This is a genomic window from Goekera deserti (assembly GCF_010685995.1).
Lineage (GTDB): Bacteria > Actinomycetota > Actinomycetes > Mycobacteriales > Geodermatophilaceae > Goekera > Goekera deserti.
This window is the reverse complement of the sequence record NZ_JAAGWK010000002.1, coordinates 151,120-166,162: the sequence shown is the minus strand read 5'-3', so window position 1 is coordinate 166,162 and position 15,043 is coordinate 151,120. Positions and strand designations below refer to the sequence as shown.

At 75.9% G+C, this 15,043-nt stretch carries 11 protein-coding genes; 6 read left to right on the top strand and 5 right to left on the bottom strand.

The window, feature by feature from the left end; genetic code table 11:
- Positions 1-16: 16 nt before the first annotated feature.
- Complete coding sequence (locus G1H19_RS00965) at positions 17-184, top strand: hypothetical protein (RefSeq protein WP_162393410.1); 168 nt, start codon at positions 17-19, stop codon at positions 182-184.
- A 121-nt stretch (positions 185-305) separates the two neighbouring features.
- Here the strand turns inward: G1H19_RS00965 and G1H19_RS00960 are convergent, their stop codons facing one another.
- Positions 306-1,865, bottom strand: coding sequence for a hypothetical protein (locus tag G1H19_RS00960; protein WP_152731278.1), 1,560 nt, complete (start codon positions 1,863-1,865; stop codon positions 306-308).
- 282 nt (positions 1,866-2,147) lie between these two features.
- On the opposite strand from G1H19_RS00960, the gene G1H19_RS00955 reads away from it, so the two are divergent.
- The 4 genes from G1H19_RS00955 (at position 2,148) to G1H19_RS22825 (ending at position 9,000) form a co-directional block, all read left to right on the top strand.
- Positions 2,148-3,077: a DNA-3-methyladenine glycosylase family protein gene (locus tag G1H19_RS00955; protein WP_152731279.1), complete on the top strand. Its 930-nt coding sequence runs from the start codon at positions 2,148-2,150 to the stop codon at positions 3,075-3,077.
- A gap of 141 nt (positions 3,078-3,218) precedes the next feature.
- Positions 3,219-3,857, top strand: coding sequence for a methyltransferase (locus tag G1H19_RS00950; protein WP_152731280.1), 639 nt, complete (start codon positions 3,219-3,221; stop codon positions 3,855-3,857).
- A gap of 365 nt (positions 3,858-4,222) precedes the next feature.
- Positions 4,223-6,568, top strand: coding sequence for a glycine-rich protein (locus G1H19_RS24810; protein ID WP_407647187.1), 2,346 nt, complete (start codon positions 4,223-4,225; stop codon positions 6,566-6,568).
- 191 nt (positions 6,569-6,759) lie between these two features.
- Positions 6,760-9,000, top strand: coding sequence for a glycine-rich protein (locus G1H19_RS22825; RefSeq protein ID WP_162393411.1), 2,241 nt, complete (start codon positions 6,760-6,762; stop codon positions 8,998-9,000).
- A 136-nt stretch (positions 9,001-9,136) separates the two neighbouring features.
- Here G1H19_RS22825 and rfbA read toward each other — a convergent pair whose 3' ends face one another.
- Positions 9,137-10,012: a glucose-1-phosphate thymidylyltransferase RfbA gene (gene rfbA / locus G1H19_RS00935; RefSeq protein WP_152731282.1), complete on the bottom strand. Its 876-nt coding sequence runs from the start codon at positions 10,010-10,012 to the stop codon at positions 9,137-9,139.
- Between the two features lie 105 nt (positions 10,013-10,117).
- Between rfbA and rfbD the strand changes: the two genes are divergently transcribed.
- Positions 10,118-11,020: a dTDP-4-dehydrorhamnose reductase gene (rfbD, locus tag G1H19_RS00930; RefSeq protein ID WP_162393412.1), complete on the top strand. Its 903-nt coding sequence runs from the start codon at positions 10,118-10,120 to the stop codon at positions 11,018-11,020.
- A gap of 138 nt (positions 11,021-11,158) precedes the next feature.
- Here the strand turns inward: rfbD and G1H19_RS00925 are convergent, their stop codons facing one another.
- From G1H19_RS00925 to cofD, 3 genes are all read right to left on the bottom strand, one after another.
- Positions 11,159-12,766 carry an LCP family protein gene (locus G1H19_RS00925; RefSeq protein WP_328726541.1) on the bottom strand — a complete coding sequence of 536 codons (1,608 nt, stop codon included), beginning with the start codon at positions 12,764-12,766 and terminating at the stop codon, positions 11,159-11,161.
- A gap of 127 nt (positions 12,767-12,893) precedes the next feature.
- Positions 12,894-13,970: a coenzyme F420-0:L-glutamate ligase gene (locus G1H19_RS00920; protein WP_162393413.1), complete on the bottom strand. Its 1,077-nt coding sequence runs from the start codon at positions 13,968-13,970 to the stop codon at positions 12,894-12,896.
- Entirely contained in the window at positions 13,963-14,922 is a 960-nt protein-coding gene (gene cofD, locus G1H19_RS00915) for a 2-phospho-L-lactate transferase (protein WP_152731283.1), read from the bottom strand. Before cofD ends, G1H19_RS00920 begins: the two co-directional genes overlap by 8 nt.
- Positions 14,923-15,043: the final 121 nt, after the last annotated feature.

The following is a 15,043-nucleotide window of genomic DNA, read 5'->3' as shown; positions in this document are numbered from 1 at the left end:
CCGTACGGCGGAACGGGTGACCGGCACCGGCGTCGCCGACGCGCAACTCCTCCTCGGCGGCGCCGAGAACGAGGTCTTCGTCGCGGAGCTGCCCAGTCTGGTCGACGCCGGCGGGCAGACCACCGACGACCCGGCCCGTGCCGCCGAGTCCACCACCGGGGACAGCCCGCGCATGCGTCGCTGACGCATGCGACAGCTCCGCTCCGGCTCGGATGGCGTTGCGGCATCGGGTCCCGGCTCGCCCGGGTGCGAAGACGACCAGGCGCCTCTGGTCGTGCTGCCTGGCCGTACCGGTGCCGCGGGGCTCATCGGGCGGTGGGCAGCGGCTCCAGGTAGAGCACCGCGTCGCCGGTGGCGGGGGAGGAGACCGGCCAGCTCGGCACCCCGGGCGGCGCCGCGTCGTAGCTGTAGACCAGCCGGTACTCGGCCGGGCGCGGCGCCTGGTCACGGTCGAGCCGGGTGAAGTTGGCCAGCAGCAGCGCCTGGCCGACGGTGCCCGCCTCGTCGATGCGCGCCTGCACCAGCTCCAGGGTGCGGCCGCGGTCGGAGAACTCGTCGACCATCGAGCACTCGCAGGCGTAGGCCAGCGTGCCGATCTCCGGCGGCGCCTCGACGGTGGCGTCGCCGACGATCCGGCCGACGTCCGCGCCGATCGCCACGTACTGCTGCGGCAGCGCCCAGTTGCCGAAGAAGGTCGGCCGCTCCCAGTCGACCCACGACCCGGGCAGCACGCTCACACCGAGGGCGACCATCGCCACGGTCAGCAGCGCGGGGATCAGTCGGGTGATCGGTGCGGGCCGCGCACCGGCCGGGCGCCAGCGCGCGGTCGGCGCGGCCAGGGCGAGCACCCCGGCGACACCGAGGCTCACCGTCGAGGGCACGTAGTACCACTGGTACGGCGGGACGCCGAGCGCCGAGTACGCCGCGAAGTACGCCACGCCGCCCAGCCCCAGCCCGACCAGCGGCCAGCGCTCCCGAGGCAGCCGCCGGCACGCACCGGCCACCAGCATCCCCAGCACGAGCAGCACGCCGAGCAGCGCCGGGGCCACCGCCAGCCACACCGCGAACGAGCTCTGCGGCGCCCACTGCTCCCACAGCCCGTTGGCGAACGTGGCCTCGCCGAAGGAGCCCTGCAGCGTCTTGATCACGAACGAGTCGGGGATCGCCGAGCCGAAGTGCCACCAGCTGAACACGAACCACGGCAGCGCCACCACCGCCGCCACCGCGACCGCGCCCCAGCGGCGCACCTGCGGGGACAGCAGGAACACGACGGCGACGATCACGCCCAGGTCGACCCTCGTGAGCACCAGCAGGCCGGCCAGCACACCGAAGCCGGCCACCCGCCCGTGCACCGCGGCGCGGGTGAGCCCCACCAGCAGCGTCGCGGTGAGCAGCACCTCCATGCCGAGCGAGGAGTTCACGAACGGGTTGGCGAGCACGACGGCCAGCACGACCAGCGCCCACCCGGCCGACGCACCCAGCCGGCGCGACAGCGACGCCGCCCAGCCGGTCAGCAGGGCGCTGAGCACCACGGTGAGCACACCCAGGCCGACGACCGGCCGGATCTCGCCGGTCACCAGCGCGACCAGCCGGGTGGCGGCAGCGAGCAGCGCCACGTTCAGCGGCGACGTCGCGGCGTTGGACTCCTCGGTGGGGATGAGCCCCCAGTGCAGGTGCTCGGCGAGCTGCCGGGCGTACGCGAGGGTGATGTACGCGTCGTCGATCAGCGCGCGGTGCGCGACGGCGATGCCCGCGGCACCGACGAGGCCGCCGACCAGGGCCATCAGCAGCACCGGCCCACGCGCCTGCCGGGTCGGGGTGGCGGTCGGGGCGCTGACCGGTCGGGCGGTGACGTCGGTGGCCACGGGGTGCACCTCTGGGTCGACTGCGGGGTGGACGGTGCGCCCGCTTCGTCGGGGGTGTCGCTCGCAGCGGCGGGGGTCCCGCGCGTGCGCCGTCCGGCCGGGCGAGCGTATGGCCGCCGACGACCAGACGCATGTCCAGCCGCCCGAGCAGCACCGCGTTCTCTGCACGGACAGCCCGCGGGAACTCCGCACTTTCTGTACAGGGAGTGCGGGGTCGGGCGGCGGGCCTGGCTAATCTCGGGGAGTGGACGGAGCGGGTGCTGTGCGGACGGCGGAGCACCGATGACCGTGCCCGCCCAGCTGATCCCCGACTTCGAGGACGCGTGGCGCCCGGACTGGCCGCTGGACGTGCGCCGCGCCCTGTCCCCGCACCGCCGCGGCACTGCCGACCCGACGCTGCGCTACGCCGAGGACGGCGTCTGGCGCACCACCACGACCCCCTGCGGCCCGGCCACCGTGCGCATCACCGTCGCCGCCGGGCAGGTGCGGGTCGCGGCCTGGGGGCCCGGCGCCGGGTGGGCCGGGCCGCTGGTGCCGTGCTGGCTGGGCTCGGAGGACCGCGTCGACGGCTTCCCCGCCGACGGCCACCCGCTGGTCGCCGACCTGCACCGGCGCAGCACCTGGCTGCGGCTGGGTCGCACCGGCCGGGTCTGGGACGCGCTGCTGCCCGCCGTCCTCGAGCAGAAGGTCACCGGCATCGAGGCGCACCGCACCTGGCGCGAGCTGCTGCGGCTGGCCGGGGAGCCCGCGCCCGGGCCGGCGCCGGACGGCATGCGGGTGCCGCCGTCCGCGGCGCGGGTGCTCGCGGTGACCGACTGGGAGTGGCACCGCTGCGGTCTGGACGGCGCCCGCCGCCGCGCCCTGCGGGCCGCGGCGACCGTGGCCGACCGGCTGGAGGCCGTGGACGGCTGCGACTCGCCCACGCTGCAGCGCCGGATGCGCACGGTGCCCGGCATCGGCGTGTGGACCGCGGCCGAGGTGGTGCAGCGGGCGCTGGGCTGCCCGGACACCGTCAGCTACGGCGACTACCACCTGAAGAACCTCGTCGGCTGGTCGCTGGCCGGCCGCAAGTGCGACGACGACCAGATGATGGAGCTGCTCGAGCCGTTCCGCGGCCACCGGCAGCGCGTGGTGCGACTGCTGGAGGTGGGTGGCACCCGCCCGCCCAAGCGCGGACCCCGGATGGCGCCGACGGACCACCGCGCGCTCTGAGCCGTGTGACGCGGTGGTCGAGCACGCAGTCACGCGTGCGAGGCTGTGTGTGACGAAGCACGGGCCCCGTGGACGATCCCCGGGGCCGAGCACCCGCGGCTGACGCGTCCGCGTCCGCCGTCCACGTTCGAGGGGGAGCACATGGGGCTGGGATACGCGGTCCGGTCACGACTGGGCAAGTACGAGCCGGCGGTCTCGGAGGCCTACCGTGCGCGGTTCATCGACCTGGCCGATCTCGCGACCACGGTCGCCACCCTGGCTCCGAACGCCTCGCGGATCGCGGAGATCGGCTGCGGCGACGGTTCGATGGCGATGGCGATGCTGGCCAAGATGCCCCGGGTCACCTACACCGGCATCGATCTCGCACCGACGCCGGGTCGTCTCTTCGAGGGCGACCGGTCGCGGGTGCAGTTCCACTGCCAGCCCAGTGCCGACCTCGTCGCCACCGACGCCGGCCAGTTCGACGTCGTCCTGGTCGTCGACGTGGTGCACCACGTGGCCGACGACCAGCGCGTCGCGCTGCTGGCCGACGCCGCGGCCCTGGTACGTCCCGGTGGTCTGCTCGCCTTCAAGGACTGGGAGATGGGGCGCGGACTCGCTCACCTGCTGGCCTACGGATCCGACCGCTACATCTCCGGTGACACCACCGTGCGCTTCATGCCGTACGACGAGCTGCGGAGCCTGGCGGCTCAGGCGGCCCCCGACTTCGAGCTCGTCGTGGAGTGCCGCGTCCCGCCGCGGCGCAACAACGTCCTCCTGGCCCTCCGCAAGCCGGCCTGACCAGCGGCCTGCTCCTGAGCACCACCTGAGGCGCGGACACCCGGGCCACGGCCGTCGCGCCCTGTCTCGTCCACGGGCCCGTGACTCCGGGCTCGACGTGTCACGTGCGGTGACGAACTGGTTCGCGCAGGGCGGGACACCACAGTCGGCTCACTGGTCTCAGTCACCACCTCCGGCACGCGAACATGCGTGTCCCGGTCGGTGGTGCCTGCTCGACTCCTTAGCGTCACGGCATCGATCGGCCATGGCAGCTGCTCGGCGGTACGGGGCCCACCCCGTCCGGAGCGCCGGTCCAGCACCCAGGAGAACCCGTGACGCGCAACTCGTTCCTGTCGACCGTCTGCCTCGTCGGCGTGACCGGTCTGATGAGCGCAGGGGTCGTCCTCGGCTCGGTGACACCGGCGCTCGCCGACGAAGCCTGTGCGCCGGTGGCGGACACCGTCGGCACGCTGACGTGCACGTGGTCGGACCCCGCTGTCGAACACACCTTCCTCGTGCCCGACGGCGTCACCGTCCTCGACGTCACCGCGGTCGGCGCGGCGGGCGGGGACGGTGCCGACGGTGCGCCCGGGGGCCGCGGCGCGGCCGTGTGGGCACAGCTGCCGGTCGAGCCAGGTCAGATGCTCGTCGTGCTCGTCGGCGGCCCGGGTGGTGCGGGGTCGTCCGGTGCAGGGGGAGTCGCTGCGGCCGGCGGTGCGGGCGGCGTCAACGGTGGCGCTGCCGGCGGTCATGCCGCCGACGCCACATCCGCGGCAGGAGCCGGTGGCGGAGGCGCGTCCGATGTCCGACAGGTGACCGTCGGCGCACCGGGAGCCCTCGAATGGCAGGTCCTCGTGGCCGCTGGCGGCGGCGGGGCCGCTGCCACGCCGGGCGGCGCAGCTGGTGACGGTCCGGTGCCGACCGGCGTCGCCGAAGGGGATGCCGGGGTCGGGTCGGTGACCAGCACGCCCCCGGTCGACCTGCCTGGTGGCGGTGGGCCTGGTCGGTCGATCCCCGTCCCGGACACCACCGACTCGGTCGTCGACGAGACCGGGGCGGTGACCGCGGGCATCGAGCAGTCCACGACCACCGCTGCGCCCGGCGCCGAGGCGCCCGCACGGTCCGAGGCGGTCGGTGGGCGCAGCCTGGCCACACCCGGTGCAGCCGGGGCCGGAGGAGGTGGGGGAGGAGCCCTGGGTGGCTCTGGCGGTCTGCCCGGGGCCGGTGGCGGTGGTGGCTCGTCCCTCGTGCCGTCGGGCGGGAGCACCATCGAGGACGCCGGGCCCGCCAGGGTCACGCTCACCTACTCGCGGCCGGTGACCACGGACGCCTCGAGCCGGCCGGCCAGTCCCGCTCCGGCAGCAAGCGACACGTCCCACGTCGCTCCGCCGACTGCGACACCGCTCGGTCCGGTGCCGCCACCGGAGACCGCCGTGCACACGCCGGAGGTCACGCCCAGGGGAGCGCCGGAGATCGTCCCCGCCCCTGCGTCGCCGGAGGCACCAGCTCCCGGTCCCGAGCTCGCGCCGGGGCCGGACGTCGCGATGGCGCCCGCTCCGGACGTGCTCCCGGCCCCTGAGGTCGCCGCTGCTCCGGTGCTCGGTCCGGTCCCGGACGACGACGTGGTCCCCGCCCCCGAGCCCTCCCCGGTCCCCGAGGCGATCCCCGCTCCGGTCGTCGCGCCAGCGCCGGAGGTCGTGGCGCTGCCGACGCCGGAGGCCGTGGCGCTGCCCACGCCGGAGGCCGTGGCGCGGCCGGAGACCATCCCCGCGCCTGAGGTCACTCCTGCACCGGAGGTCGTACCCGCGCCCGAGGTCGTTCCTGCACCGGAGGTGGTCGCCGCACCGGAGGTGGTCCCTGCACCGGAGAGCTCCCGTGTCCCGAGTCCTGAGCCCGCGACCGAGGTGACGACCGGATCGTCCGTCGGGGCGGCTCCGTCCGAACCGACCGTCAGCCCGACGTCTGCTCCGCCTGCGGGCACGGAGCCGTCAGCGGCTGAGGGGGTCGCCGACGAGGCGCAGCAGGACTCCCGCTCGGCCGCTGGTGAGCCCGCCCCCGCCTCCCCGCCCCGGAGCGCCGCCGTCCCGCGCGCCGAGGTCGAGGTCGAGCACGCGCGGGTCGAGGCCGGCAGTCTCCAGGTCGTCGTCGGATCCGGCTTCCGGGCGGGTGAGCCCGTCGACGGCACGCTGCCCTCAGCGCGCATCCACCTCGGGGAGAAGGTCGCCGACGGGCAGGGTCGTGTCGTCTTCTCGGTCGAGTTGCACGAGCGGATCAGGACCGGGGACCACGAGGTGGTGCTGGAAGGGGCTGCCACCGGCGCACTCGGGTCGGCCGACTTCCTCGTGGTCAGTGCCGTCAGGCTGGTCGCCGCCACCGGCCCGATGGTGGACGGGTCCGCGATCGCCACATTGACCACCGGAATGCTCGCCAGCGTCGTGCTGGCACTCGGCGTCGGGCTGACCGTCGCGGTCCGGCGGGGTCCGCGGCGCGTCGCTGGAGCGACGGCGGTGGAGGTGGACGGCGGTGGAGCGGACGGGTCTCCCGACCGAGCTCACCGACGACGAGCCGGGCGCTGCTCTCGACGACGTGTGGCCGAGCTCCTCCCGCTGACGCCGCGGCGCCGGAGCCAGGGCAGCGGCCGCGAGAGGACACCGAGCGCGAGGCGGCGCCGGTGGGTCGCCCGCGTGGACCCGAGGTGGCCCACCAGGTACGCCCTCCGGGGACGGCGGTGACGGACCGGTCCGGGGGCGCCGGGACGCCTCCGTGGACTCATTGACCACACGGGTCCCCGACACCTCACGCAGAGCGCGTCACGACGCGGCTGATGCGCATGACTTCATAGCGTCACGGCATCGAGCCCATGGCGGCTGCTCGGTGGCGGACCCCCGCCCACCGCGCGGCGGTCCAGCACCGAGGAGACACCGTGAAGCGCGCACCCATCCCATCGGCACTCGCACTGGTCGGTGTGACCGGTCTGCTGAGCACCGGTCTGGTCCTCGGCTCCCTGGCACCGGCCGCGGCGAGCGAGACGTGCGTGCGCTCCACCGACGGGGGCGAGACGGTCACCTGCAGCTGGGTCGCCTCGGGCACCGAGCAGACCTTCGTGGTGCCGGACGGCGTCACCTCGCTGGCCCTCACCGCGGTCGGCGGCGCCGGTGGTGACGGCGCGACGGGCCTGGCCGGGGGCAGCGGCGTCGTCGTGCACGCCACCCTGCCGGTGCAGGCCGGTCAGCAGCTGTACCTCACCGTGGGCGGCGACGGCGGCAACGGCGTGGCCAGCACCCGGGGCGTGCCCGCCGCCGGTGGTGCCGGCGGCGCAGGCGGAGGCGCCCCCGGCGGTGCCGCGCGGGATGCCGACTCGGCGTCGGCCGGCGGTGGCGGTGGTGCCTCCGACGTGCGCACCGTGCCCGCGGGCACCCCTGGCTCGCTGAGCTCCCGGGTGCTCGTCGCCGCCGGTGGCGGTGGCGCCTCCAGCACACCCGGCGGAGCCGCCGACGCGACCGCGTGGACCTACCGTGCACCGGTGCCCGTGCCCGCCCCCGTGACGCCGCCCGCCACCTCCGGCCCGGACGCCGGCACCCCCGCCTCCCCGACCAGCGCGCCCGCCGCCCCGTCGAGCCCGGCCATGGACGACGACGTGACCCCCGCGCAGCCCACCGCGCCGGCCGAGCCGGCGGACGCGTCCACGGACGCAGCCGGCACGGACGCCACCCAGTCCGACGAGCCCACGCCCGCCACCGGGTCCGAGGACGCCGCCGGTCCTGCCGACGCCACCGGGGCAACCGACGCCGCTCAGGCCACCGACGCCGCCGGGCCCACCGACGTCGCCGGGCCCAGCGACGCCGCCGGGCCCAGCGACGCCGAGTCCACCGAGGCCACCGGGCCCACCGATTCCGCGGAGACGACGGCCGCCGCCGAGGCGACGTCGACCGAGGCCGACGCGCCCGCTGCCGCGGCCACCACCGCCGCGGAGTCCACCACCGCGGCGACGACGACCGCCGCACCCAGCGCCGAGTCCTCGCCGTCCGCGGCGCCGACGACCAGCGCCCCGAGCGCCCCGGCGGCCGAGCCGCTCGGCCCGGAGGAGTTCGACGTCGTCACCTCCGCGGCCCGCTACGGCGCCGGCGGGTCGTCGTCCGGGGGCGGCGGCGGTGGCGGCGTCTACGGCGGCGCGGCCGGGCTCGCCGGCTTCGGCGGCGCGGGCGGCACCTCGCTGGTGCCGGCCGGGGGCAGCAGCTCCCTGGTCACCGAGGCGGCCACCATCACGCTGACCTACGCCGACCCGGCCGCGCCCGCCACCGGCAGCGCCGGCACCGACCCGCAGACCGGCGGCACCGTCCCGGCTCCGGCCGACAGCACCGTCCCCGCGCCCGTCGCGGGCACCCCGGCCGCCGCCACTCCTGGTGCAACCGCCCCTGGCGCGAACGCTCCGGGCGCGACTGCTCCGGCTCCTCCCGCCGCGGCCCCGGCGCCCGCACCGGCCGCCGGTCAGCGGCCGGCCGGTCAGCAGTCCGCCGGCTCCGCCACCGGCGGGTCGTCGTCCACCGAGACCAGCGTGCGCACCGCGTCGTCCAGCCGCGTGGAGGTGTCAGCCACCCACCAGGAGGTGGAGGCCGGTGGCGTCCAGACCGTGATCGGGTCCGGGTTCACCCCCGGCGAGCGCGTCCGCGGCACGCTGCACTCCACGCCCGTCGACCTGGGCACCGTCATCGCCGACGACCGCGGCGAGGTGTCCTTCACGGTGCAGCTGCCCGAGGGCTTCGAGGTCGGTGACCACCACGTCGTCCTGGAGGGCACCGACAGCGGCCGGTTCGGGTCCGTCGGCTTCGTCGTCGCCAGTGCCACCAGCACCATCGGCGAGGTCGGCCGGCTGGTCGGCGGCTCCGAGGTGGGCGGCCTGACCGTCGTCCTCGTGGGGCTGGTCGCGCTGGCCGTGGCCGGCGGGCTGCTCGCCGCGGCACGCCGCACGTCCGGTGCCCCCGCCGAGCCGGCCGAGGACGAGGAGCCCGCCGTCGCCGACTCCCTGACCGGGCTGGACGAGGCCGACCTGCTCGGCGCCGACCTGTGGCCCGACTTCGACGCCTTCGACGCCACCCCCACCGCGACAGACGAGGCCGGCGACCGCCGGACGCACACGCTGGCCGACCTGCTCAACGCCGCCTGAGCCCCTCCCTGTCGCTGCGGGGGCGCGGCGGCAGGGAGGACCGACCACCCTCCGGCGTCCCCGGGGCCGACACGAACACCCCGCCGAGATGGCCATCTCGGCGGGGTGTTCGTGTCAGTTGTGGCGGGTCAGCGGGTCAGCGGGGGCCGGGCTCGGTGAGCAGGGTGAGCAGGTAGTCGCCGTAGCCGCTCTTGCCCAGCGGCTCGGCGGCGCGGCGCAGGCCGTCGTCGTCGAGCCAGCCCTGCCGCCAGGCGACCTCCTCGATGCAGCCGATCTTCAGGCCCTGCCGCTCCTCGACGACGGAGACGAACTCGGTGGCCTGGCGCAGCGAGGCGAAGGTGCCGGTGTCCAGCCAGGCGGTGCCCCGGTCGAGCACCGTGACCGTCAGCCGGCCCTGGCCCAGGTAGTGCTCGTTGACCGCAGTGATCTCCAGCTCGCCGCGCGCGCTGGGCCTGATGCCGCGGGCCACCTCGACCACGCCGGCGTCGTAGAAGTACAGCCCGGGCACCGCGTAGGAGCTCTTCGGCTCGGTCGGCTTCTCCTCGATGGACAGCACCCGCCCGGCGTCGTCGAACTCCACGACGCCGTACTCCCGCGGGTTGGCCACGTGGTAGGCGAACACGTGCCCGCCGTCCGGGTCGGGCAGCCGGGACAGGGCCGTGCCGAGACCGGCGCCGTAGAAGATGTTGTCACCGAGCACCAGCGCCACGGCCTGGTCGCCGATGAACTCCGCGCCGATCAGGAACGCCTGCGCCAGCCCCTCGGGCGCCGGCTGCACCGCGTAGGTGATGCTCATGCCCAGCCGGGAGCCGTCGCCGAGCAGGTGCTCGAACGCCGCCCGGTCGCCCGGGGTCGTGATCACCAGCACCTCGCGGGCGCCGGCCATCATCAGCGTGGACAGCGGGTAGTAGATCATCGGCTTGTCGTAGACCGGCATCAGCTGCTTGCTGACGGCCTGGGTGATGGGGAACAGGCGTGAGCCGGTGCCCCCGGCCAGGATGATCCCGCGCATGGTCGAGGACCCTAGGGCAGCGGCGGGACCGAGGGGGCGGGCGGCCGGACGGCAGGGCACCGTGCGCTCGCTCACCCGGGCGCGGACGTCGCTACGGTGTGCGCCGTGGACAGCGACCCGACGACCGGCGGCGGCACCTCCTGGCTGGTCACCGGCGCCGGTGGTCAGCTCGGCGGGGACCTGCTGCGGGCGCTGGCCGACCGTCCGGGCGACCACGTCACCGGCCTGCGCCGCGCCGACGCCGACCTGACCGACTCCGACGCCGTCCGCGGGTACGTGCGCGGCTGGCTGGCCGACGCCGCGCGGCGCGACCAGCGCCCGGTCGTGCTCAACGCCGCCGCCTACACCGCCGTCGACGACGCCGAGACCGACGAGGCGACCGCGCTGCGGGTCAACGGGCACGCCCCGGGCTGGCTGGCCGAGGAGCTCGCCGGCGCCGGCCGGCTGGTGCACGTCTCCACCGACTACGTCTTCTCCGGCGACGCCTCGCACCCCTACGAGCCAGGCGACCCGACGGCGCCGCGCAGCGCCTACGGGCGCACCAAGCTGGCCGGTGAGCAGGCGGTGCTCGCCGCCGGTGGTGACGCCGTCGTCGTGCGCACGGCGTGGGTGTACGCCACGCACGGCAGCAACTTCGTGCGCACCATGCTGCGGCTGGAGGGCGAGCGGGAAACCGTCAGCGTCGTGGACGACCAGCACGGCACGCCCACCTGGTCCCGGGACCTCGCCGCCGGCCTGGTCGCTGCGGCGCTCAGCCCGGCGCGGGGCACGCTGCACGCCACCAACACCGGCGCGACCACCTGGTTCGGGCTGGCCCGGCTGGTCTTCGAGGCGGCCGGCGCGGACCCCGCCCGGGTGCAGCCCACGACGTCGGCGGAGTTCCGGCGCCCGGCCCCCCGCCCGGCCTGGTCGGTGCTCAGCCCCGCCAGCTGGACCGCGGCCGGGCTCGCCCCGCTGCCTGCCTGGGAGGACTCCGTCCGCGCCTGCGTCACCGAGCTCCGCAGCTGAGCCTGCGCCCCCCGACCCCGCATTCCGTCCCCGAAGCACCCGGCCGCCGGGCTCTCCTGACTTTTGCCCGAAAAAGTCAGGGGGGCGTGGGATGTCCCTGGCGGGACTGGTGTCGGGGGAGTCGCGCGGGGGTGGGTGTCAGTTGATGCAGGTGGTGTCCGCGGCGGTGCGCTCGTCGGTGGTCGACGTCACCCCACCGGCGGGGGCCGGCGCGCTGACCGGCTGGCCGATGCCGTTGAAGTCGCTGCCCAGCACCAGCTGCACCGTCCCGGACTCGACGCCGTCGTCGACGCTCAGCACCGCACCGGGCACCGACGCCAGCAGCGTGTTCGCCAGGGCCTCGTCGCCGGCGGCGTAGCGGATCTCGGTGGTCGTGTAGTCCTGGGAGACGGCGCTCGCGGTCGCGGTCACCGGGAAGCCGGCGGCGGTCAGCTCCGCACTGGTCTTCGCGGCCAGGCCCGAGGTGCCCGAGCCGTTGTAGACCCCGACCGGGACGTCGGCCGGGGCCACCGTCGCCGGTGCGGCGGGCGCGGCCGGGGCCTCGCCGCCCTCGGCGTCGGTGCTGGCGGTCAGGTTGGCGAACCAGGTGTGCAGCACCTGCTCGTCCTGCAGCTCCAGGATGTACCGGCCCTGGTCGTCCCGACCGTCGCCCACCGAGGGGATGGTCTGGAAGTCGATGGCCCCCAGCGACACCGACTGCAGCTGCGCGGCCAGCGACAGCAGGTCGAGGTCCTGGTCCACGACCACCGAGGACGCCGCCGCGTCGACGAGCGCCCGCTGCTTGGAGGGGCTGAGCAGCACGTTCTGGCTGAGGATGTTGCGGATCACGCCGGACAGGTAGACCTGCTGGCGCACGATGCGGTCGAAGTCGCCGCCGGGCAGCCCGTGGCGCTGGCGGACGAACTTCAGCGCGTCGGCGCCGGTGATCGTCTGCACGCCGGCCGGGAAGACCGCGCCGGAGAACTCCGAGTCGTCCACGGCCTTGCACAGGTTGACCTCGACGCCGCCCACGATCGTGGACAGGTTGACGAAGCCGAGCAGGTCGACCTCGGCGTAGTGGTCGATCTGCAGGCCGGACAGCTGGCTGATCGTGCGGATCAGCAGCTGCGCGCCGGCGGCCTCGCGGGCGGTCTCGGTGGCCCCCTCCGGCGCGGCGGCGTAGCCGTAGGCGTAGGCCGAGTTCAGCTTGTCCATGCCGTGGCCCGGGATGTCGACGTAGGAGTCGCGCGGGAACGACACGAAGGACGCCGCCGCCCCGCTGGCCGGGATGTGCATCAGGATCATCGTGTCGGTGTTGATGCCGGAGTCGATGCCGGTGCTGTACTGCTGCGCCTGCTCGGCGGAGATCCCCGAGCGGCTGTCGTTGCCGACCAGCAGCAGGTTGGTGGCCTCGCCGGCGGCCGCGGCCTCGTCGCTCTCGGTGTTGCCGTCGGCGGGGATGGCGTCCGTCCGGGCCAGCGACGCCTCGGCCACCCGGGCCAGGTACCAGCCCCAGCCGCCGGTGCCCAGCAGCACCAGCGACATCACCGCGGCGACGACGCGGGCGACCAGCGCGGCGCGGGCCGCGGCGGTCCGTGGCGGCCGCTGGGCACCCCCGTGCCGAGGAGCACCGTGGGCGGCCCGCTCACCGCCGGCCCGCGCGGCGGGCTCGGCGTCCCGGCGCGAGGGCCGGCCGGCACGCGGGTCCAGGCGCGGCGGCAGACGCCGCCCGTCGGTCGGTTCCTGCCGTCCGTCCCGCTCGTCCACACCTCGTCCTCACGTCGGCGGGCCGCGTCCGGGGCGCGACCGAGAGGACGACGATACGGAGCGCACCTGTCAGCCGGGCACCGTCCAGCGGCGCCGTCGCTCAGCGGGAGGACGGTGCCACGGCCCGTCAGGCGGGGGCGCGCCCCACGTGCAGCCGGCCCACCAGGGTCGTGCCGGCGCCGGTGGGCTCCCACCGGGTCGCCCAGCCCTCGGTGTGCAGCTGGACCACCGTCGCCCCCAGCACCGCCCCCAGCGCCAGGGCCGACTGCGTGGTGCCGACCGCCGGCAGGTGCACGTCGACGACGCCGTCGTCCTCGCTGCCGTGCCGGAGCACCACGGGGAAGTCGCCGAGGGCGGCGCTGGCCACCCGGAACGCCTCGGTGACCGCGGCGTGGGCACGGGGGTCGGGCTCCAGCGCGCCGGTGGCCGGGGAGCGCGAGGCCACCACGTCGCGGGTGCCGGTGGCGAAGAGGTCGCCGGGACCCAGGCGCACCAGTGGCCGGGTGCCGGCGTCCTCGGCCGGCGGGGTGGACCGCAGCCCGCGGACCACCGCCACCGGGACGCCGTCCAGCTTGCCCTTCACCAGGTCCGCGGCCGCGGCCAGCTCGTCCACCAGCGCGACCTGGGTGGTCTCCAGCCGGTTGCCGTGCCGGTCGACCGCGCCGCGGTGGTCGACCAGGGCGGGCACCCCGGCCGAGCCGACCGCGACGTCGGTCAGCCCCTCCCGCCAGGTCCGGCCGAAGGTGTCGCTCACCACGACGGCGACGTCGACCCCCAGCAGCGCGGCCAGCCGGCCGCGCAGCGCCCGCGCGGAGGCGTCGGAGTCGGCCGGGAGCAGGACGAGGGTGTCCGCGGCGACGTTGGAGGCGTCGATGCCGGCGGCCGCGACCACCCAGCCGTGCCGGGTCTCCACGATCTTCAGCGGCCCCCGCCGGGCCACCACGCGCACCGTCTGCTCGTCGATGGCGCGCTGGCGCACCACCTCCCGGTCGGCGCCCGGCTCGACGTGCACCAGCGCGCCCTCGACCTTGGACACCACCTTCGACGTCACCACCACGACGTCGCCGTCGCGCAGCCACGGCGCCGCGCCGGCGACCGCCGCGGCCAGGTCGTTCCCGGGAGCGAACTCGGGCAGGCCCCGGACGGGGTGCACCGAGATGCCCGCGGGTGGCTCCGCGGCCCGGGGGCCGGGGAGTTCAGACACCGGCGGCGTCCAGGGCGGCCCGGGCCATGGCGCGGGTCGCCTCGGGCGAGTGCATCAGCAGGGGCACCGCCCGCACGTCGACGCCGGGCACGTCCGCGGTGTCCCCGGAGTGCACCAGCCACGCGTCGAGCAGGCCCTCGGCGGACCGGGCCCCGTAGTGCCGGCCCACGCCCTCGGCGCTGACCTCGACCCCGAGGGCCGGCAGGCAGCGGTCGGCCATGCCGCGCACGGCGCTGCCCCCCACGATGGGGGACAGCCCGACGACCCGGGCCGGCGTGGCCAGCAGCGCCGGGCGCAGCCCCGGCACGCCGAGCACGGTCCCGATGCTCACCACCGGGTTGGACGGCGCCAGCAGGACGGCGTCGGCGGCCGCGAAGGCCTCGGCCACGCCGGGTGCGGGCCGGGCGTCGTCCACCCCGACCTGGACGAAGCCGTGCGGGTCGAGCGCGGCGCGGTGCCGGATCCACCACTCCTGGAAGTGGATCGCCTGCCGCCGGCCGGTGTCCGGGTCGGTGACGAGCACGTGCGTCTCCACCCGCTGGTCGCTCATCGGCAGCAGGGTGACGCCGGGCTGCCAGCGCTCGGCCAGCGCCGCGGTCACCTGGGACAGCGGGTAGCCGGCGTCCAGCATGCGGGTGCGGACCAGGTGGGTGGCCAGGTCGCGGTCGCCGAGACCGAACCAGGTCGGTTCGGCACCGTAGGCGGCGAGCTCCTCCTTCACCGTCCAGCTCTCGTCCAGCCGGCCCCAGCCGCGCTCGCCGTCGATGCCGCCGCCGAGGGTGTACATCACCGTGTCCAGGTCGGGGCAGATCCGCAGCCCGTGCAGGGTGACGTCGTCGCCGGTGTTGACCACGGCCGTCACCTCCGCGTCCGGGACGGCTGCCCGCACCCCACGGAGGAAACGGGCGCCGCCGACGCCACCTGCCAGGACCACGATGCGCACGTCGGACATGGTGCCCCGCACCACCGGCGGGTCCGCCCGCCGGGGCGGCAGGAGCACCGCCGGTCGAGCGTCGGCGCTCCGGGTGGGAGGGCGCCACGGTCACACGCCGGAGCTGCCTGCAAACGCCCGG

Bases quoted from the DNA above. Each gene is read 5' to 3' on its own strand.
- G1H19_RS00955 (WP_152731279.1), top strand. From the start codon at position 2,148: ATGACCGTGCCCGCCCAGCTGATCCCCGACTTCGAGGACGCGTGGCGC.
- G1H19_RS00950 (WP_152731280.1), top strand. From the start codon at position 3,219: ATGGGGCTGGGATACGCGGTCCGGTCACGACTGGGCAAGTACGAGCCG.
- G1H19_RS24810 (WP_407647187.1), top strand. From the start codon at position 4,223: ATGAGCGCAGGGGTCGTCCTCGGCTCGGTGACACCGGCGCTCGCCGAC.
- rfbA (WP_152731282.1), bottom strand. From the start codon at position 10,012: ATGCGCGGGATCATCCTGGCCGGGGGCACCGGCTCACGCCTGTTCCCC.
- cofD (WP_152731283.1), bottom strand. From the start codon at position 14,922: ATGTCCGACGTGCGCATCGTGGTCCTGGCAGGTGGCGTCGGCGGCGCC.